The organism is Paenibacillus lactis (genome assembly GCF_017873605.1).
GTDB lineage: Bacteria > Bacillota > Bacilli > Paenibacillales > Paenibacillaceae > Paenibacillus_AQ > Paenibacillus_AQ lactis.
Map to the genome: position 1 here is coordinate 412,155 of NZ_JAGGKI010000003.1, position 19,759 is coordinate 431,913.

19 protein-coding genes are annotated in these 19,759 nt (G+C 51.6%); 3 read left to right on the forward strand and 16 right to left on the reverse strand.

The features are described from left to right. Positions 1 to 103 precede the first annotated feature (103 nt). Both J2Z18_RS07540 and J2Z18_RS07545 read left to right on the forward strand, forming a co-directional pair. A complete protein-coding gene (locus J2Z18_RS07540) occupies positions 104 to 3,703 on the forward strand; it encodes a cohesin domain-containing protein (protein ID WP_210094495.1) in 3,600 nt (1,199 codons plus the stop codon). 411 nt (positions 3,704 to 4,114) lie between these two features. After that, on the forward strand, positions 4,115 to 4,288 hold the full coding sequence (locus tag J2Z18_RS07545) for a hypothetical protein (protein ID WP_007132351.1): 174 nt from the start codon (positions 4,115 to 4,117) through the stop codon (positions 4,286 to 4,288). A 156-nt stretch (positions 4,289 to 4,444) separates the two neighbouring features. Here the strand turns inward: J2Z18_RS07545 and J2Z18_RS07550 are convergent, their stop codons facing one another. The 12 genes from J2Z18_RS07550 to J2Z18_RS07605 form a co-directional block, all read right to left on the reverse strand. Next, the gene (locus J2Z18_RS07550) at positions 4,445 to 5,080 is read right to left on the reverse strand and encodes a pyridoxamine 5'-phosphate oxidase family protein (RefSeq protein WP_007132350.1); all 636 of its coding nucleotides are present in this window, start codon (positions 5,078 to 5,080) and stop codon (positions 4,445 to 4,447) included. 36 nt (positions 5,081 to 5,116) lie between these two features. Then, a complete protein-coding gene (locus J2Z18_RS07555) occupies positions 5,117 to 6,235 on the reverse strand; it encodes a stalk domain-containing protein (protein WP_210094496.1) in 1,119 nt (372 codons plus the stop codon). A gap of 255 nt (positions 6,236 to 6,490) precedes the next feature. Then, positions 6,491 to 7,201, reverse strand: a complete 711-nt coding sequence (locus J2Z18_RS07560; RefSeq protein WP_210094587.1) for a DUF421 domain-containing protein — start codon at positions 7,199 to 7,201, stop codon at positions 6,491 to 6,493. 88 nt (positions 7,202 to 7,289) lie between these two features. After that, positions 7,290 to 7,565 (reverse strand): hypothetical protein, encoded by a 276-nt coding sequence (locus J2Z18_RS07565; RefSeq protein ID WP_210094497.1) that lies wholly within the window; start codon positions 7,563 to 7,565, stop codon positions 7,290 to 7,292. A gap of 162 nt (positions 7,566 to 7,727) precedes the next feature. Next, entirely contained in the window at positions 7,728 to 8,228 is a 501-nt protein-coding gene (locus J2Z18_RS07570) for a ferritin-like domain-containing protein (RefSeq protein ID WP_210094498.1), read from the reverse strand. A 164-nt stretch (positions 8,229 to 8,392) separates the two neighbouring features. After that, a complete protein-coding gene (gene groL / locus J2Z18_RS07575; RefSeq protein WP_028405904.1) occupies positions 8,393 to 10,027 on the reverse strand; it encodes a chaperonin GroEL in 1,635 nt (544 codons plus the stop codon). 63 nt (positions 10,028 to 10,090) lie between these two features. Then, complete coding sequence (gene groES, locus J2Z18_RS07580; protein WP_007132345.1) at positions 10,091 to 10,372, reverse strand: co-chaperone GroES; 282 nt, start codon at positions 10,370 to 10,372, stop codon at positions 10,091 to 10,093. 512 nt (positions 10,373 to 10,884) lie between these two features. Then, complete coding sequence (gene tatC, locus J2Z18_RS07585; RefSeq protein ID WP_210094499.1) at positions 10,885 to 11,661, reverse strand: twin-arginine translocase subunit TatC; 777 nt, start codon at positions 11,659 to 11,661, stop codon at positions 10,885 to 10,887. A gap of 83 nt (positions 11,662 to 11,744) precedes the next feature. Beyond that, positions 11,745 to 11,981 carry a twin-arginine translocase TatA/TatE family subunit gene (gene tatA, locus J2Z18_RS07590; RefSeq protein ID WP_007132343.1) on the reverse strand — a complete coding sequence of 79 codons (237 nt, stop codon included), beginning with the start codon at positions 11,979 to 11,981 and terminating at the stop codon, positions 11,745 to 11,747. Between the two features lie 265 nt (positions 11,982 to 12,246). Continuing rightward, positions 12,247 to 12,738 carry a MogA/MoaB family molybdenum cofactor biosynthesis protein gene (locus J2Z18_RS07595; protein WP_007132342.1) on the reverse strand — a complete coding sequence of 164 codons (492 nt, stop codon included), beginning with the start codon at positions 12,736 to 12,738 and terminating at the stop codon, positions 12,247 to 12,249. Between the two features lie 46 nt (positions 12,739 to 12,784). Beyond that, entirely contained in the window at positions 12,785 to 13,261 is a 477-nt protein-coding gene (moaC, locus tag J2Z18_RS07600) for a cyclic pyranopterin monophosphate synthase MoaC (protein WP_028405901.1), read from the reverse strand. Beyond that, entirely contained in the window at positions 13,252 to 13,920 is a 669-nt protein-coding gene (locus J2Z18_RS07605; RefSeq protein WP_210094500.1) for a 5-formyltetrahydrofolate cyclo-ligase, read from the reverse strand. Before J2Z18_RS07605 ends, moaC begins: the two co-directional genes overlap by 10 nt. Positions 13,921 to 14,094: 174 nt before the next feature. On the opposite strand from J2Z18_RS07605, the gene J2Z18_RS07610 reads away from it, so the two are divergent. After that, on the forward strand, positions 14,095 to 16,047 hold the full coding sequence (locus tag J2Z18_RS07610) for an ABC-F family ATP-binding cassette domain-containing protein (protein ID WP_210094501.1): 1,953 nt from the start codon (positions 14,095 to 14,097) through the stop codon (positions 16,045 to 16,047). 730 nt (positions 16,048 to 16,777) lie between these two features. Here the strand turns inward: J2Z18_RS07610 and tsaD are convergent. Genes tsaD through tsaE form a run of 4 tightly spaced genes read right to left on the reverse strand, consistent with a single transcriptional unit; the run spans position 16,778 to position 19,615 of the window. Beyond that, positions 16,778 to 17,821: a tRNA (adenosine(37)-N6)-threonylcarbamoyltransferase complex transferase subunit TsaD gene (tsaD, locus tag J2Z18_RS07615; protein ID WP_210094502.1), complete on the reverse strand. Its 1,044-nt coding sequence runs from the start codon at positions 17,819 to 17,821 to the stop codon at positions 16,778 to 16,780. Then, entirely contained in the window at positions 17,818 to 18,345 is a 528-nt protein-coding gene (gene rimI / locus J2Z18_RS07620; protein WP_210094503.1) for a ribosomal protein S18-alanine N-acetyltransferase, read from the reverse strand. The genes tsaD and rimI overlap by 4 nt, the downstream gene beginning before the upstream one ends. A 17-nt stretch (positions 18,346 to 18,362) precedes the next feature. Next, a complete protein-coding gene (tsaB, locus tag J2Z18_RS07625) occupies positions 18,363 to 19,157 on the reverse strand; it encodes a tRNA (adenosine(37)-N6)-threonylcarbamoyltransferase complex dimerization subunit type 1 TsaB (RefSeq protein WP_007132336.1) in 795 nt (264 codons plus the stop codon). Next, positions 19,154 to 19,615: a tRNA (adenosine(37)-N6)-threonylcarbamoyltransferase complex ATPase subunit type 1 TsaE gene (tsaE, locus tag J2Z18_RS07630; protein WP_210094588.1), complete on the reverse strand. Its 462-nt coding sequence runs from the start codon at positions 19,613 to 19,615 to the stop codon at positions 19,154 to 19,156. Before tsaE ends, tsaB begins: the two co-directional genes overlap by 4 nt. Positions 19,616 to 19,759 lie beyond the last annotated feature (144 nt).

The window sequence follows — 19,759 nt, forward strand, 5'->3', positions numbered from 1 at the left end:
GCAAGTCACCATAAAACTGTAGCTGTCATGCGGCAGCAATATGAATAGCCGATTCCTTATATCCATTCAGACATTCCTAATCTTATTACCGGGAGGGATTTCATTGTATAAAAGCCTTCGAAAAATGAAGAAAAGCCTCGCTTCCCTGCTGTCAATCACGCTGGCCGTTTCGCTATTTCTATCCATGTCTCCTGCAGCTGCAGCTTCTGAGCTTGTACCCGCGGGCGTTACGGCGGCGGCTTCCAAATCCGTCAGCATGCCTTTAACCAATCCTGGTTTTGAGGATAGCGCTCCTGGAGCCGCCATCCCGGGCTGGAGCAGCATGTTTGCTGTGAAGGAGGGTGAATATACCTATGCCGTTTCCACGGAGAACAGCCATAGCGGCAATCAGAGCCTGAAAATCACCGATACGTCGCAAAGCAATTCCGTGGCTCTCATGAGCGGCAAGCTAGATATTACGAGCGGTGTCACTTATACCGTGACCGCCTCGGTGTATATGGAAGAAAGCGGGACGGCAAGCTTGAACCTCCGTTACTTCGATGCGGCCGATAAATCCATTGCCGAAAAGCCGCTTCATAACGACACCTCGAAGGGCTTTCCCGTGAAGCAGTGGACCTCGGCATCTACAAGCCTGGAAGCGCCGGCGAATGCGGCATATGCCAGAATTATTCTGTATACGACCGCTTACAGCCGGGCAACCGCTTATTATGACGACATTACGATGTCTTACGAACAACCGGTCCAGCTTCCGGGAAAGCTGGCGCTGTCCGCTCCAGCTAGCGCAGAACAAGGGGATACCATCAGCACGATGCTGAGCTTGACGGAAGGCGCGGACATTTCCAGCGTTACCGCCTCCATTTATTACGACCCCTCCATGCTGGAGATCGCCGAGGTGAAGCCTGCCGGTGCGTTTGGAGATGCACAAGCCTCCTTCTCCTCGGATAAAGAGAATGGCAGCATTCGTCTGGAGGGGAGCCTGCCGGATGCCATCGATGGTGACAGCGATATCGCTAAGATGACGTTCAACGTCATCGCGGATAGCGGAAGCACGTGGCTCATGCTCGCCAAGGGAGCACAGCTGAACGGCATGGAATCCGTCTCCGAAAATGTAGTGAAGCTGATTACGATCGGAGAGGCTTCAGGTCAGCCTGGAGCAAGCCTCGATGACATTCAATTCGGCGAGCCTGAATTCAGGACGCTTCCGATTTCCGGCGTTGTCGGGTTGATGGACGGCGAAGCCGGCATTGAGGACGGCAAAAACGTTATGTACACAACCGTAAAAGGCATCCCTCCGATGTTCCACGTCGTCGATCTCGATGACTACCGTGTCATCCGCAGTTTACCGCTTGAAGGCGGCGGCGAAGTGTGGAACCATGAAATCGCCCCGGACGGCACGGTGTATATCACCTCGGCCGGGCAGCTGTGGGCTTACTCCCCGGTTACAAAGGACGTGAAGAAAGTGTATACCCATCCGACCGAGAGCGTGTTCTGGTGTCTTGCCATCGATGAGGCGGGAGCTGTCTATATCGGAGCGGGACCCGGCGGACGGGTATTGAAGTATGATCCGGCCACCAAGGAGAGCCGCGACTACGGCATTATGGTTGATGGAGCCGGTCAGCAATACGTGCGATCCATCGATTACAGCAACGGATATATTTATGCAGGTACGTCCCACAGCAAAGTCTATAAAGTGAATGTCGAGACCGGGGAAAAGGTTGAGATTGCTTCCTCCCTTAACGAAACCGGGTATGTGTATGATCTGAGCATTGTTGACGACAAGTTCCTGGTCATCCGGTACGATACGCCGCAAAAACGCTACATTTATGATATCGAAGCCGGGGAATGGCTCGATGTCGTGATCGAGAAGAGCTCGTCAGGCCTTCATCTGCCGAAGAAATCTCTGAACGGCAAAATTTACTTTCCGGCCGACAAAAAAATCAAAACCTTTGATATCGTAACACATGAAGTCGCCGATTCCGGAATGGAATACGAAACGGCGTTCCGGGGCGCGAATTGGGTGCAGGTCGATGATCCCGATCTGCCGGGCACAAGCCTGGTTACGATGAATTTCAGCGGCATTATCGTGTTCTTCAATCCGCAGACGAATACCGTCAAGCGATATGAAAATATTTTACCGCCTTCAGCAACCATTACCCACAAATTCGTGAATGGCCCTGACGGCAAAATTTATGTTACCGGCATGCAGGCTTCCAAGGCGGCCGCCTACGATATTGCAACGAATACGGCCAAGACGTTCAGCATGGGGCAGGCCGGCGCGGTCGAGTCTTACGGCAACCGGATGTACTTCGGCGTTTACCCTGGCGGGGATATCTATGAATACGATCTGGGTCAACCGGACGGAACCGGCAATCCGAAGAAGCTGTTCACGCTGGGCAACGGCCAGGACCGAATCGGCGCAAGCACCCTTGCCGGCGACAAAATTTACTTCGGCTCCGTTTCGACCTACGGCGAGCTTGGAGGAGCCATTACGGTATTTGATCCGACCGAAGCGGACCCTTCCGCCGCTTATCGCGTGTTCCGAAACGTCGTGCAAGATCAAAGCGTCGTTTCCCTAGCTTACAAAGACGGCAAGCTGTACGGATCCACCAGCATTAACGGCGGCATGGCCGTTGATCCGAAGGCCTCAGAAGCTAAGCTATTCGTGTGGGATACGGTTAAGGAGGAGAAGATTCTGGAGACGACGCTGGACATTCCCGGACTGTCCAACCCTCCTGCCATCGGCGGCCTGACCTTCGGTCCGGACGGATTGCTGTGGGGCGGCGTGAACGGCTATGTATTTGCACTGGAGCCAAATACGCTTCAGGTCATCAAGTACTTTAACGTCAATCCAGCCGACAGCGGCACCGCTCTTCGCTGGGGCAACTATGATCTGGTTTGGAGCAAGGAAGGCATTCTGCTCGCCAATTTGACGAAGAAGCTGTATGCAATCGATCCGGCTACGTTCGAGTTCATCGAGCTGGCCGATACCGAATCGTTCACGCTCGGGCCTGACGGCCATCTGTACTATGCCCCGTCCTTTAACCGGACTCAAATGTATCGGATTACGATGAATATGGCGAAGGAACCGGAAGTCCCGGGGAACGATCGGATCCGGTTCGATCTCGCAGCACCTGCGGAAACCAAAACCGGTGAAACGTTTGATGTGACCGTTAAGACAGCGGATGCCGATCTATTGTACAGCATGCATTCGCGGATCAGCTACGATGCCTCCAAGCTGGAATTGGTCGACGTCGCACAGGCCGGCCAGTTTGCAGGCGAAGGCACGTACATGAACACCACCTTGGAGCCCGGTAAAGCCGTTATTACCTCCAGTCTGACCGGAGACCGCAGCGTCATCGGCGACACCGATGTGTTCACGCTCAGCTTCAAGGCATTGAATCTGATAGGGAATGCCTCCGTTACGCTTGCTGCAGGCTCCTCCTGGACATTGGCGAATGCAGACGAGACAGGCGAGCTCCACCACATCAGCGAAGATATCGTGAAGCATGTGAGCATTGTCAAAGCCGTAGCAGAGGATGTCAACCATGACGGTACCGTCGACCTGCTGGATGTCATGCTGGTCGCCAAGTTCGTGGGTACGGCCGTGAATGAGGATACCCGGGAACTGGACATCAACGGCGACGGTCTGATCGATATCGCCGACCTGGGGCTGGTCGTCCTTAAGCTCCATTCTGCCGTTTAACCACCAAACGCCCTTGCCATTCGTCTCACTAAGACGATGGCGGGGCGCTTTTGTCTTGCTTGAAAAAACACTTGATCTGGTATGCTTTTCATATTTTACACTAAAGCTGCACCAAGCCGATTACGGAGGCCAGCGTGACCGCATGGGCGTGATGGCACTGTAAACGGCCTATGAATTCTTATGTAGTCGCAAACCATTGAAACACCCATTCATGAGTGAGCATAAAGCTTGTCGGTTACGGTATGGCGTTTTAACGTCAGTCATCGGATATGCTATGGGTACATGTCATCGCGGGGATCGCAGGCCTGTGGCAATAGGAATATCCCGAATTAGAGTTTTCATGATTGGAAAAAATAAATGGAACTTTGCTCTTGTCTTTCACGTTATCCTAAACAAAGGAGCTGATGGAAGATGGAGACGTTCGGTAGAGGCTGCCTCTATTTGATTATCGGGGCGGTTGTCCTCCTGCTGCTGGCCATGCTACTGGGGACCACGATCACGATTCCCTGGTTTATTTTTATTCCGCTTGTCATTATTGCCTTTGTGGTCGCAGCATCCAAGAGCAACCGCAGGGATGATGATTAGCCTATATCCCCTAGCCGCGGAAGGCTAATGGTAACTCCTCGTGTGAATCCGCCGGAATGCAAGAAGGCTGTCCCATAAGATCATTTGACCTTTCGGGACGCCTTCTTTTTGCGTCTGTGATCATGCACCGCGTACGCATCGATATGGACGTCCCCGTTAGTACAGACGTTTCGTATAGCTTTCCTGCAAGCCTTGCGCAACCGACTGCTCCGACACGCCTTCCTGGTTGACATGATCGGCGATAATGCGGGATGGGTTCGGAAGCTTATCTGCCGGCAGCCATGTATTCGGATCCCAGACTCCGGAACGCATGAACGATTTGGCGCAATGCATATAACATTCCTCGACCGTGACGCCGATGCCGAGCCACGGCTTTTTGCCCTGTGCCGAAAGCTTCTCCAGCAGGTCTTCGTCACGGATAAGCACAGCCTGGCCGTTGATTCGCAGCGTCTCCTTCAATCCCGGGATGACAAAAATGAGGCCGATCCCCGGACTTGTCAACAGGTTTCGAAATGAATCGAAGCGGCGGTTGCCCGGCCGCTCGGGGATGACCAGATGGTGATCATCCACCACATGCACGAAGCCGGCGGAGTCGCCGCGAGGCGAAACATCGCATGCTCCCGATGCATCCGACGTAGCCATGAAGAGCAGCGGACTCTTGGCGATAAAGTCCCGGCAATGCCTGTCCAAAGCATGTATCATTTTATGCTTGACCACCTGATTCGGTTCCCCGAACATCGATCGGAGCTCCTCCTCGGTCGTCACGATGGAACGAAACGGTCCCTGATCCATATAAGTTCCTCCTCACCCTCGTATTGAATCCGTCGTTTATTTCCCTGCAGGCTTGTCCTGACCTTCTACCGAGATTTCATCAATCAGGTTCTTCAACTTGACGGATTCTGGACGAAGGCCGTCCGGACCGTTCGCATATGTGAACTCAAAGTCGCCGATATAATAAGCAAACCCAATATCCCCCGCCGAACTTGCAATCAGCTTGTTCCCCTCCACCCGATAATACGTGACCCCGCCGAAGCCGATCTCCGTCCTGTATGAGTAATCGGGAAACGCATCCGACATTCGGAGCTGGAGCTTTTTAGGAGACTTCCCTCGTAAATTCAGGTCGATCCGCAGCTCTGAACCCTCAAGCTGAATGCTCGATGCGACAAGCTCTTCTGCCGCTGTCTCCGGAGGCGTTACCTTGATTTCTTTCCCGTCCTTCACACTGACGACGTGAATCTCTTGCGCATACACCCCGGTTCCGTAGCCTGTCACAAACACGGCAACCGCTTCCGGCTTGCCGTCACCGTTCACGTCCGCGTAGAAGAGCTGAGGCGGCCGATTCGGAAATCTTGGAATTTCCCAGTTAAACCGCAATCGCTTGCCTTCAGCCTCCAAAATAAATCCGCGGTATTTATCGCCGTCCTTCAAGGCAGGGTACAGCTTCACCTTCGGATTCTCTTCCGCTACAGCGATCGGTTCGGTCGGAACACGTACGCTCGTGCTCATCGAGCCGGAACGGATATCAACCCGGCCGGAGGTATCCGTAACGAGCTCCGCCCCCGTGAAAGTGTTCAGATCGTATGCAGGAAAGTACAAATGGCCATTTTTCAGCAGAACAGGACCTGATAATACGACTTCGCCCATTCCCACTGCCGTTGCCAGCTTGCTTCCCGCTTTAAAAACGCTGGCTCCATCCGAAGACTTTAGCGTAGCGATCTTTCTTCTATTGTCCCAATGAAACGTATACGGATAGAATTCACCCAGTACTCTAATCGGAATATACAATGTTTTTCCTTTATAAAACGGCTGCCCGGCAGCCTTTGCCGCCTCTCCATCTACCAGCAGCTCTATCTGATCAGCTGCCTGTACCTGCTGCGGTGCAGGCGTACACGCCAATATCGCGGACATCAGCAGAATCGCTGCTCCAGCCGCAAGTTTCTTATTCATGTCCTCTCCCCCTCCAATTCACTTCCTTTCATTATATTGGAAGGCAGCCCCCGTTTCTGTTACGCGGTTGTAACAAAATGGAGACAAGCTTGTGACTTTGGGACGAGAAATAGTTCCTTTGTTAGACTTGTATACCGGGATCCCTTACAAAACACAGCCCGCCTCCTTGATATAAAGGGGACGGGCTGTATTTAAGAACCGGGCAGATTTTTTCGCTCCGGGAGTTTTCGATTTCTTGGTTAACGTGCTCCTGATTTATTCTATATCGATGGGGTGGCTTATTTTATCATGATAGAAATCAATATACAGTTGTCCGTTACTCCCCTTTACTGCATAAAAGACATCTTCCAGCTGCTTCCCGCGAGCGGTTAGTTTATCTGTAACCCACTCCGGAGGGATATTGTTGACCTTTAGATTCCCCTCTAATAGTTGACCATCCATTACGAGTTCAATCGGAAATTGTCCAACGTCTTTGGATCCCTTTCTCAAGTCTTTTAACGTTACGTTCTGGTATTCCTTCTTTTTCATCACTGAGATTTTCCCGTTGATCTCCAATAAAGCATATTCGATTTCGCCATAATCAAAAATATCCTTTTGACGCAGCATCTGATTTAATGTGTCTAATGTTAGATGGTTTTTCTTTAAATTCTCCTCGAGAATATTTCCGCCCTCAATAAGAATCGTCGGTGTCCCTTCAGTCCACATGCGGACTTTCCGGTTTTTTATCACAATTTTAGAAAGTGCATACGAAGTGAATGTAAAGACCGCGAGCGAGATTAATAAATGTCCGATTTGTATTTTTTCGTTAAAAGCAAAATTCGCAGCAATAGCCCCTAAAATAACCGCCGTTACGAATTCATGGAAATTCATGTTGGATAATGTCTGTTTCCCCAAGAATCTCGTAATGATCAGCAATAGAACAAATGCCGATATGCTGCGAATTAGAATGACAACATGTTCAATCACCAACGCCCACACTCCGATTATCGTTATATATTTTTAGTATGGGCAAGTGTGGAAGAATTAAACAGAGAAATCCCTATATCATATTTTCTCATCGGAGAATATAAGCTTCTATTAGATCGCTAACACTTATATCATCCAGTACTTCTGCCACTTTATCTGCTTTTGTTTTCTTCCTTAACGAGCCTTCTAGTAAGATTTGTATCTTTTGATCCCTGTCGATTAAGACAGACTCTACCTCCAATGCGTTTGTTAGCAATCCGACGATGACTGCAATTTGTTGAGGGGATATTTGGGGCAGTGAGTTTTTCTTGTTTTTGCCATTCTTTTTGTTCTTCCCATTACCACTGTTCCCATTCTTCCTCACTGCACTTACCCCCATCACTGGCTCACTATGATCGGAATCGGAATATCGTCATCTCCCCCATCTCCTTCCGCGGGGCTGGTTATAAGTGAAAAAATAATCACAGCTATTACGATAAACGTAATGATGCGTTTACCCTCATCTTCATTCAATTTCATCACTCCGTCATGAATAAACTTTTCTGCGAAGGTCCAAATTTAAAATGAGATTATACTTACTGGCATGTTTAAGTTCGTCGGTTAAGATTTCAAATACCATATCTCTGTAATATCTGTTTGGCAAGCCGGCCCGAATATTTCGGTAGTTCTCCACGGCCTTTAATTCGCCTAGCAAAGCCTTCTTTACACCTTCTATATAGGAGCTTGGCTTTTGGAATTGCACTTCCGTTGGTGATTGAACGTTCTTCCCGGTAAATGCTTCATATATCATACGAAACATGCGATTATGTTTTATCTCGTCATCTCTAATACTAACAATAATCTCCTTATCCTCTTGGGTCGGCGCCTCAGCAATGAGGTAATCATAGAACAATTCATCTTCCCGCTCGCCCTTGATTGCTTGTTCAATTAATTTCAATGCCTCATCTAATGATTTATAAGAAGCTACTGGACTCGCAGGACGGTAATATAAAGGGACATACGCGGACCTATTCGGACAATAATACATGGGTTTCCTCCTGAATCATTTACAAACAGTATATTCATGAATGTTCAGGATGAACCATGTCCAAACACGTTACGCCAAAAACCATGGGCGCTCATATAATATAAAAAAGGCTCCCTCTCGGGAGCCTTTCATTATGCGGTATTATAGGGTTTTTGACCCCTTTGTTACATCATGCCGCCCATTCCGCCCATGCCGCCCATGTCTGGAGCGCCGCCTTTTTCAGGCTCAGGCTTGTCGGCGATAACAGCCTCGGTAGTCAGGAACATTGCAGCAACGGATGCAGCGTTTTGCAACGCGGAGCGCGTAACCTTCGCAGGGTCAACGATACCCGCGTCGATCATGTTCACCCACTCGCCGTTTGCAGCATTGTAACCTACGCCCACTGCTTCACGCTTCAGACGGTCCACGATAACGGAACCTTCTTCACCCGCATTGGCAGCGATCGTACGGATTGGAGCTTCCAGTGCGCGAAGCACGATGTTCACGCCAGTTTGCTCGTCGCCTTCAAGAGCTTCGGCTACTTTAGCTACGGCACCGTAAACGTTGATCAGAGCCGTACCGCCACCGGATACGATACCTTCTTCAACTGCAGCGCGAGTTGCGTTCAGGGCGTCCTCAATGCGCAGCTTGCGTTCTTTCAGCTCTGTTTCAGTAGCAGCACCCACTTTGATGACAGCTACGCCGCCAGCAAGCTTAGCAAGACGCTCTTGCAGTTTTTCCTTGTCGAACTCGGAAGTCGTTTCTTCGAGCTGGGAACGGATTTGCTTCACGCGAGCCTCGATGTCTTCCTTGCTTCCAGCACCGTCAACGATGATGGTATTTTCTTTCGTTACGCGTACTTGACGAGCCGTACCCAGTTGATCCAGCGAAGTCGATTTCAGGTCAAGACCCAGTTCTTCGGTGATCACTTGGCCGCCTGTCAGAGCAGCGATATCCTGCAGCATAGCTTTACGACGGTCGCCGAACCCTGGAGCTTTAACAGCTACCGCATTGAACGTACCGCGCAGCTTGTTCACGATCAGCATCGCTTGCGCTTCGCCTTCGATATCTTCGGCGATCAAGAGCAGCGGCTTGCTTTGTTGAACGATTTTTTCAAGAACAGGCAAGATTTCTTGCGTGTTCGTTACTTTTTTGTCGGTGATCAAAATGTAAGGATTGTCAAGCACCGCTTCCATTTTGTCCGTGTCCGTAATCATGTATGGAGAAATGTAGCCGCGGTCGAACTGCATACCTTCAACCACTTCGAGCTCGGTTTCGAAGCCGCGGGATTCCTCAACGGTGATAACGCCGTCGTTGCCCACTTTTTCCATAGCTTCAGCGATCAGTTCGCCGACTTCGTCGTCCGCTGCGGAGATGGCTGCAACTTGAGCGATGGATTGTTTGTTCTCAACCGGCTTGGAGATGTTGTGAAGCTCCTCAACCGCTGCACGAACGGCTTTGTCGATCCCTTTGCGGATGCCGATCGGGCTTGCGCCTGCCGTTACGTTCTTCAAGCCTTCCGTGATCAGGGCTTGAGCAAGAACCGTAGCCGTCGTTGTACCGTCACCGGCAACGTCGTTTGTCTTGGTAGCAACTTCTTTAACAAGCTGTGCACCCATGTTCTCGAATGCATCATCCAGCTCGATTTCTTTTGCGATGGTAACACCGTCGTTCGTGATGAGCGGGCTTCCGAATTTCTTCTCAAGCACCACGTTGCGGCCTTTCGGTCCGAGCGTTACTTTCACTGCGTTTGCCAAAGCGTCAACACCGCGAAGCATTGCGCGACGGGCGTCTTCAGAGAACTTAATGTCTTTTGCCATGGTATAACATCCTCCCTAGTGGATTTATAGAAAAAATGGAAACAAGATATATTCAGGCGTGCATTAGCCTAAGATCGCGTGGATGTCGCTTTCTTTCATAATCAAATATTCTTTACCTTCGTATTTGATTTCCGTGCCGGCGTATTTGGAGAAGATTACGCGGTCGCCTTCTTTAACTTCCAAAGGTACGCGAACGCCGTCTTTCAGGGAGCCGCTGCCTACAGCGATAATTTTGCCTTCTTGCGGCTTTTCCTTAGCGGAATCAGGAAGTACAATCCCGAATGCTGTAGTTTCTTCTTGTTCGATCGGTTCTACCAATACGCGTTCACCTAAAGGTCTGATCATGAAAAAATAGCCTCCTTTAAATATGTTGTAATGCTTTTTTCAAAGCTTTATGTATTAGCACTCGACAGGTCTCAGTGCTAACAACCAACTTTATGATACTCAAGTTGATTGAAGATTTCAAGTCCTTTGCATCAATTTCTGATCATTTTTTTGAGGGTTCCCGCTCCTTCGGTTTGTCCGCAAAACCCACTTCACCATTGTATCCATGCCCCGCCGAAATATGCCTTTAAATCTTCCCGCCATTGTAGGGGCTTATGGATGAGCAAGCGGCTGATCTCATAGGATATCTCCCCCGTCAAATATTCGAATCGGATTCGATCAGCTGACAGAAGACTGTCCCAGTCTGGTAGAGCTGGTCTGGGGAAGGAGCTGTCAAGTCGACATTTCTGTTTGTCGGAGTATTCACCCTTGGTTTATGGAAGAGTTCAACGTGTTATATGCGCAAAACCCCGGCAATCAGACTAAGACCGGTACCGGTACAAAGTCAGACTGTCGGGGTGTGTACGTAAATATCAATCAGTGTCCTCATCCAACGAGACATAACGGCTGTCCCGCTCCATATCCGCCTCCAGCTGCTTGCGATAGATCTTTGAAGACAGAAACACGCTGAATTCATATAGCAGCAGAAGCGGAATCGTCACCAGGAAATCCGAGATGAAATCCGGCGGCGTGATGACCACCGCGATGAATACGAGCGCAAAGTAAGCCAGCTTCCGCATTTTCCGCAACCGAAGCGGATTGAGGATCCGGATTCGGGTTAAGAACATGACCACCAGCGGCAGCTCGAACAAGAGCGCCAGCGGCAGCACCAGATTGAACATAAAATTCAGGTAATTCGTAATGCCGTACGTTTCCGTAAGTCCCATGCTCTTCGTAATCATGGTGGTAAAGGACAATGTCATCGGAAAAACAATATAGTATCCGAATACGATACCTACGATGAACAGGATGAACGCATACGGAACATACCTTACTGCCGCTTTTTGCTCGTCTTTGTGCAATCCCGGCTTCACGAACGCCCACAGCTGGTAAAAGATCAGCGGGATGGAAATGACCAGCGAGAAGATCGCGGCAATTTTCATATAAATTCCAATACCGTCCCAGAATGAGAAGGCATGCAGCTCGAAATTTTTCGCCTGCTCCGCTGCCGTTAAGTAATGATAGATCGGTTCCGCGACAAATATTCCGCCGATGAGGCCAGCCACGAATACGACAAGCACGACGATGATCCGCTTGCGAAGCTCGCCTAAATGCTCCACAAGCGCCATCTCTTTCATTGGCTTTGACATGATAGACACCACCCTATTGTGACCCTGACAAAACAAAATCCCTCCCATGGAGGAGGGATTTCACAGCTTGCTAATGCATATGCTTATTCCGGAAGACGCTTGTCCTCAGACTTGCTGGGTGCTACAGCCTGCTGGGGAGCCTCCTCTTTCTTCTTAGCCGGTGTTTCATCTTCCGCCAGAATCTCGCGCGTGCCGTTCTTAAATTCACGGAATGTTCTGCCGACAGCCCGTCCCAATTCAGGAAGCTTGTTCGGACCGAACAGCAGCAGCGCCAAGATCACGAGCAGGATAATGCCCGGCACTCCGATCGTAGAGCCCATATCTATTCTCCTCCTTGTCCTGCTTATTGCCATTCAAGGACTTCAGGAAAGTCTTAAAGCAATCCGTCAAACCTTTGACTTCACAGGTGTTAACCAAACCGACAATTACAATGGACGATTCATCATTTAACCTCGTACAATATATCGCCATCATACCATAATGTAAATCACATATACAGTCTGCAATCGTGACAGATTATTTACATATTTATCTAGTGAATGATCGATACTGTTAAATCCAAGCCTGCCAAATCAGCGGCTATGCTTAAAGCTGCTCCCGATACTGGCCGGTCACCATCAGCAGCGCTTCAGGAAGCTGGTCCATGACGGCAGCCAAATTTTCATGCACACCCTTCGGGGAGCCCGGGAGATTGACAATCAAGGTGCGGCCGCGAACGCCGCAGACGCCCCGAAAGAGCATGGCGCTCCGGTTCTTCTGCATCACGGTTGCCCGCATCGCCTCCGCAATGCCCGGCACTTCCCGTTCAATGACCCGCCTTGTCGCCTCCGGCGTAACGTCGCGGACGGCAAGCTCTGTCCCGCCTGTGGTCAGAACAAGATCCACCTGGTAATAATCCGTCAGCTCAATCAATGCAGCAATAATTTCATCCTGCTCATCCGGCACGATCCGGTATTCGATTATTTCACCGCCCAGCTCTTCCTCTACCAGCTCCCGGATCACCTGAGCGCTTGTATCCTCACGTTCTCCTCGCGAGCCTTTATCGCTCGCCGTCAGGATCGCCGTCTTCCACAGCATGAGCCTCTCTCCTTCCCACTCTATCCGAATCTCCGGTATAGCGATATTAAGTTGTTTCCATTATGTAATCCCCGCTCTTCCCGCCGGATTTGCTGACCAGCATGGTCGGACCGATGATCATGTCTTTCTGCAGCGCCTTGCACATGTCGTATACCGTCAATGCCGCAGCCGAAACGGCGGTCAGGGCTTCCATCTCGACCCCGGTCTTTCCTGTCGTCTTCACCGTTGCTTCGATATACAGCTCATCGCTTCCATTGTCGCTGAAATCGACGTTCACGCCGGTGAGAGGCAGAGGATGACACATCGGAATCCAGTTTGACGTGTTCTTCGCAGCCATAATCGCTGCGACTTGAGCCACTGCCAGGACGTCGCCCTTGCCGATCTTTCCTTCTTGAATTCGCGCGAGCGTATCCGGATGCATCCGCACCGTCGTTTTCGCCACGGCTGTCCGGGCCGTTATGTCCTTATCGCTCACGTCAACCATACGGGCTCTGCCCTGCTGGTTAAAATGACTCAGTTCCATCCGATATCCCTCCGCTGCGAGCGAATGCCCGCTCTATAGTAACCCTTGTCCGTGATCACGCCGTCCAATCGCCGGTCATGCTCATCCATCGGGACCTGATTCACGAGCTGAATTTCATAACCGAGACCGATCCACCATGACTTACCGCGTTCTTCCGCCTCTTCCGTCCTTGAATCCGGCTCAAGCGCGCCGGACAGCCGGTCATAGTAACCGCCGCCGTAACCTAAGCGGCCGCCGTCGGGGTCAAAGGCAAGCCCGGGTACCCAGATGACATCAGGAGACATGGCCGAATACTTGCTTACCCGCTTCGGATCAGGCTCCATGATGCCATATGCACCCGGGGCCAACTCGTCCCACGAGCGGATCTCATACAGCTCCATGGAGCGGTCTTTCGGAATGCTCCGGGGGACGATAACCCGAATCCCCTCCTGCCAGGCCCATTCCACCAAAGGCCTCGTATCCATCTCGGAGCGGAAAGGAACATAAATCATCATGCTCTTGAATGAATGCTGCTTCATTAATTCGGATGCATGCCCGCATGCCTGACGCGAGCGTTCCGACCGCTCCTCCGGGGAGAGTTCGCTCCGGAGCCTTGTCATCTGCTCCCGCAGCTGTTGTTTCATGCTTCCTGAAATCTTCTCTTCATCAAATTTCGACAACGTGATTCTTCCTCTCACGTTTAATTAAGACTAGTTTACCACTGTTCCTCCCTTTAGCCAAGAAAGACGCAAAGTCAATATCAAGGTCGATTGTTCCACCGTTTTCAGGTAAACTTACTGTATTACGAACCATTTCTTAATTGAAGTATATCGATTGATGGAGGTTTCACATCTATGCTGCTGCAGGCCAATGGCATAACGAAATTATATGGAGTAACCCCGGTGCTTGAAGGAATTAATCTGCAAGTGCTGGAGCGTGAACGCATCGGACTGGTCGGCGTGAACGGAGCCGGCAAATCCACCCTGCTGAAAATTTTGGCGGGGGAAATGTCCTACGACGGAGGCCAAATATTCAAAGCCAAGGAGACGACGATCGGCTATCTTGCCCAGAACAGCGGTCTTCAATCGGAACGGAGCATTTGGAATGAGATGCTGGACGTGTTCGCACCGCTGCTCGAGACGGAGCGCGAGCTCCGTTCGATGGAAGAACAAATTGCCGACCCGAAATCGAGCGAGGATCCGAAGAAATATCAAGAGCTGCTGGACCGTTACGCGATCCGTTCCGACTGGTTCAAGGACCAAGGCGGGTACGAGATCGAAACGCGCATCCGAAGCGTGCTTCACGGGATGGGTTTTGGCGGCTTCTCCCCGGATACGCCCATCTCTACTTTGAGCGGCGGTCAGAAAACAAGGCTTGCTCTCGCTAAAATATTGCTGCAGGCGCCCGATCTGCTTATGCTCGACGAACCGACGAACCACCTGGACATCGCCACGTTGACTTGGCTTGAAGATTATCTTCGCGGTTATTCAGGATCGCTGCTGGTCGTATCCCATGACCGGTACTTCCTGGATCGGCTTGTTACGACCATTGTCGAAATCGAACGCCGCCATTCCAAGAAATACACGGGCAACTACAGCCGTTATATCGAGCTGAAGGCAGCTGAATACGAATCCCAGCTGAAGCAATATGAGAAGCAGCAGGAGGAAATTGCGCGCATGGAAACCTTTATCCAGCGCAATCTCGTCCGGGCGTCAACGACCAAGCGGGCGCAAAGCCGCCGCAAGGCGCTGGAAAAGATGGAACGTCTGGACAAGCCAATGGGGGATTTGAAAAAAGCCCATTTCTCCTTTGAGCCTGAGTATATGTCCGGCAAGGACGTGCTTCAGGTTCGGGACTTGTCGGTCGCTTTCGAGCCGGGCAAGCCATTATTCGAGCATGCGTCCTTCGACCTGCATCGCGGCGAGACGGTTGCATTGATCGGTCCGAACGGGGTCGGCAAGTCCACGCTGCTGAAATGCCTCATCGGAACGATGAAGCCGGCTGCCGGATCGCTGCAATGGGGGACCAAGGTGAAGATCGGCTATTATGACCAGGAGCAATCGGAGCTTAATCCAAGCAATACCGTGCTTGAGGAACTGTGGAGCGCCTATCCGCATATGGAGGAAGCCCGTATTCGCACGGTTCTAGGCAATTTCCTGTTCAGCGGCGAGGACGTGCTCAAGAAGATCAGCTCCTTAAGCGGCGGCGAGAAAGCACGCGTGTCGCTCGCCAAGCTGATGCTGCTTGAAGCCAATATGCTTATTCTCGACGAGCCGACGAACCATTTGGATTTATTCAGCAAAGAGGTGCTTGAATCGGCACTAATTGATTATGAGGGAACGCTGCTGTTCATTTCCCATGACCGTTACTTCCTCAACAAAATGGCGGAACGGATCATCGAGCTTCATCCGGACGGCATTCAACATTTCCTGGGTAATTATGACGATTATACAGAGAAAAAGCAGGAGATTCTGGATATGGACGATGAACCGTCTGAGCCTTTCGCCCGGCATGCTATAAAGCCCCAGGCCAAGCAGGAGACCCCGGTTGAGAAGCAGGGGGCCCTTTCTTTCGAAGCCGAGAAGCAGGCCAAGCGCGAGGAACGGAATCGGCAGCGCAAGCTGGCGAGCCTGGAGGAACAGATTCATACCCTTGAGTCCGAGATTGCCGCGCTGGAGGAAGAAATGGCGCTGCCCGAGATTTATCAGGATTACATGGCGCTTCAGGAGCGGCAGCAGTCCCTTGATGAGAAGAAAGCGCAGCTTGATCAAATTTTTGCCGAGTGGGAAGCTCTTCTGGAAGACTAATGTCCCTCCCGTCTAACGAGCCGACTCAAGAAGTCTCATGTGGACGGTCCTAGGCCGTGATGGGAGAGTTCTGCCCGAACAAATCGATGTTGAATCGACATCGACGCCATGCTTCCCTGGGACCTTTTAATCACCTTCAAAAAAATTCACAAAATCGTTTCAAATGAGGGATTGGATTTATTCACAAACTTATCCCCAGAATTGGTGCATAAGTCAAACTTAAAAATGGCCGAAATGGCCATTTTTTTGTTGTTATCCGAGCCCTCGCGGCCCGATATCCAACATTATCCACTAAGTTATACACATTATCCACAGATTCCACCGGCAAAAATGAAAATCATGTCCCCTTATTTCATTCTTTTTCAGAAGTCCGGTTTATCGACATTTTTCTTGCTTATTCACATTTTTCACCGGATATGTGGATAACTTTGTTCACAACTTGACAGCATCCGAATTTCACAATCACGAAGAAGCCGCTCCATGTAAACACGGGGCCGTGCCCCCGTCTTGCAATGTCCCATCGCGCGCTGGGGAGCAGTGCGGAATGCGATTGCACACCGCCATGAAGCAGACAGTCCCCACCACCATAAAGCAATGATTGATGCCGGCCGATGACAAGTTCACATACAGCGAAGCATAGCAAAAAAGCCTGCCGTCCCTTTAAACAGAGACGACAGGCTCTACCTTTATGCTTATTCCTTCCCATCATTACGCAAACGCCGCGCATGGCCTAAAATTTCGCCCAATCCTCCAACGGCAATTGCGGATCAGCCTTCATATCCAGCGGCGTAAAGCTGCCCTGCTTCCACTTTAAGTGAGCGGCCGCGGCGATCATGGCGCCATTGTCCGTGCAATATTGGAACGGCGGAATCGTCAGCTGGATGCCTTCCGCCTGACAGCGTTCCGTCAGCGCGCTGCGCAGGCCCCTGTTGGCGGCCACGCCGCCGCATAAGAGAAGCTGCTTTGCGCCATACTCCTTGACGGCACGGACTGCCTTCTCGACCAGCACTTCCACCACGGACTCCTGGAAGCCGCGGGCGATGGCTTCGATCCGGACGTCCTCGCCGCGCATTTTACTCTGATTGACGACATTCAGAACGGCGGACTTCAATCCGCTGAAGCTGAAGTCGTAGCTATCCGGTTCCAGCCAGACCCGAGGCAATTCGATGGACTCCGGCGCCTCCAGCGCCATTCGATCCACATGAGGCCCGCCGGGGTACGGGAAGCCGAGCGCGCGCGCAACCTTGTCGTAAGCCTCGCCGACCGCATCGTCCCGCGTCCTGCCGATCAGCTCGAAGCTCCCCTCCTCCTTCATGAGAACAAGCTCCGTGTGCCCGCCGGATACGACCAGGGCCATGCTTGGGTAAACAATGTCCCCAACGAACCGGTTCGCATAAATATGCCCGGCTATGTGATGAGTGCCGATCAGCGGCTTGCCGAGCGCAAAGGCCAGACTCTTCGCTGCCATAACGCCGACCAGCAGCGCACCGACCAGGCCGGGGCCTTGGGTGACTGCGACGGCCGAAATGTCCTTCATCTCGATTCCGGCCTCTTTCACCGCCTGTTCAATAATCATCGTGATGCTCTCGACATGCTTTCGCGAGGCGACTTCAGGCACCACGCCGCCAAAAGCTTTGTGGGTCTCAATCTGGCTTGCAATGACGCTCGAGAGTACCTTGTATCCATCCTTCACGACCGCAACCGAGGTTTCGTCGCAGCTGGTTTCAATAGCCAAGATACAGCTATGCTCCCGATCTATTCTTTCATCTATCATAACTGTTTATGACTTCCTTCCATGCCTTCGTCCCCCCGATAGGGAGGCAGATCCGCCCACATAATCAGCGCGTCCTCCTGATTGTCCGAATAATAACCCTTGCGGACGCCGGCGGGCTTAAATCCTTTTTTCATATATAAGCGCTGAGCGACATGATTGGATAAACGGACCTCCAGCGTCATTTTCTCCATTCCCATAAATGCCGCCGTCTTCATCAGCTCGCTGAGCAGCCGCTCGCCCCACTTCCGTCCGCGATAGGCTTCGAGCAATGCAATATTGGTCACATGGGCTTCGTCAACAATCGTCCACATCCCTGCATATCCAATTAAGCGTCCTTCGTATTCCATCACCATATAATGTGCAAAATGATTCAGCTTCAACTCATTGCGAAATGCTTCTTCCGTCCAGGGCACCGAAAAGGCCTCGTGCTCCACCGCAAGAACATCCGGAATATCCTCTAGTGTCATCAGCCGGAAGGACAGCGCGCCTTCCTCCCGTGCATCCGGCTTCCACTCCTGCTCCATGAACGTCCCTCCTGACTTCACCGCCTGCGCAGCAAATTCGCTTCCGCTTCGGAAAGCTGTGTGTAGTTCGGTATCAGCGTATGCGGCTCATCCGAATCCCCGGCCGACAAACGAGCCGCTCCAAGATAGCCAAGCCAGCGCCCTTCGAGCGCATAAGGCACCAGCTGCAGGTGATCGCCGAACCAGGATGACAAACGGCGGGCCGCCTCGGCATGAAGATCCGTCTCGCCTACTACATAAACAGCAGACGGGCGCTCCTGCTCGGACAGTTGGCCGATTCGCTCATTCAGTTCATCCACCCAGGCTTCCATCAGACGGATGCCATCTGCCGCAAGCCGCTCTGGTGCCTTCGACTTCGAGCCTGCTGCTTCTGCAGCAAACAGAGCCGTATATACCTGCCCCCGTCTTGCATCGAGCAGGGGGATAACCCAATGATTCCCTGCTGCTGCTTCATGCTGGTCCCTGCCAGCTTGAAGCCCGCCCCAAGCCAGCGCATGCAGGCTCGAAACGCCGACGACCGGAATCCGGTTCGCCCAGGCCAGTGTCTTCGCAGCCGTTACCGCAATCCGGATTCCGGTATAGGAGCCCGGACCGACTCCGACGGCAATGCCGTCGATATCATCCATGCCGATGCCGGCTTGTTCCAAGGCCTGCGCCATGACCGGATGCAGATACACAGAATGGTTCCGCTCCGCGCTCGTGTTGATTTCCGTTAACAGCTGATCGTTATCCATCACGGACACCGCCAGCGAAGACGTGGACGTATCCAGCGCCAAAAACCGCTTCTGCGGCTTCGTGTCGTTGTTGTTCATTCCTGTTTACCCCATTTTTCATTCAAGTCCCGGCACCAAACGCCGTATAGCTTCCCCTGAGGGGTCAGCGTCATCAACCGGTCTCCTTCATCCGTCATGGCAATCGAAAGTTGGAGATACTGCTCCGGCATCAGGTCCGTGATCAGGCTGCTCCATTCCACAAGGCAGACGCCGTCACCGTAAAAGTATTCATCCAGACCCAGCTCGTCCGCTTCATCGATGGACAGCCGGTATACATCCATATGATAGAGCGGCAGCCGCCCGTTATATTCTTTAATAATCGTAAACGTCGGGCTGTTCACCACCCCGGCTACGCCGAGATGCTTTGCGAAATACTGGGAAAATGCCGTTTTCCCCGCTCCAAGATCTCCGTCCAGACCGATCACCGTCCCGGGCTGCGCATGTTCTGCCAACCAGGCGGCAAGCTGCTCCGTCTCCTCCAGACGGCTTGAAATCATTTGAAACCGGCCATCCGTGCGGCCATTATTCACGATTTAACCCACCTTTAATGAAATAATCCAGCCTTATAAAATGCTTGATCTTCATTATATCGGTCCTCTCTTCCCCCTGCAAGGAAAGTCACATCCCCCATCAAGGCACCT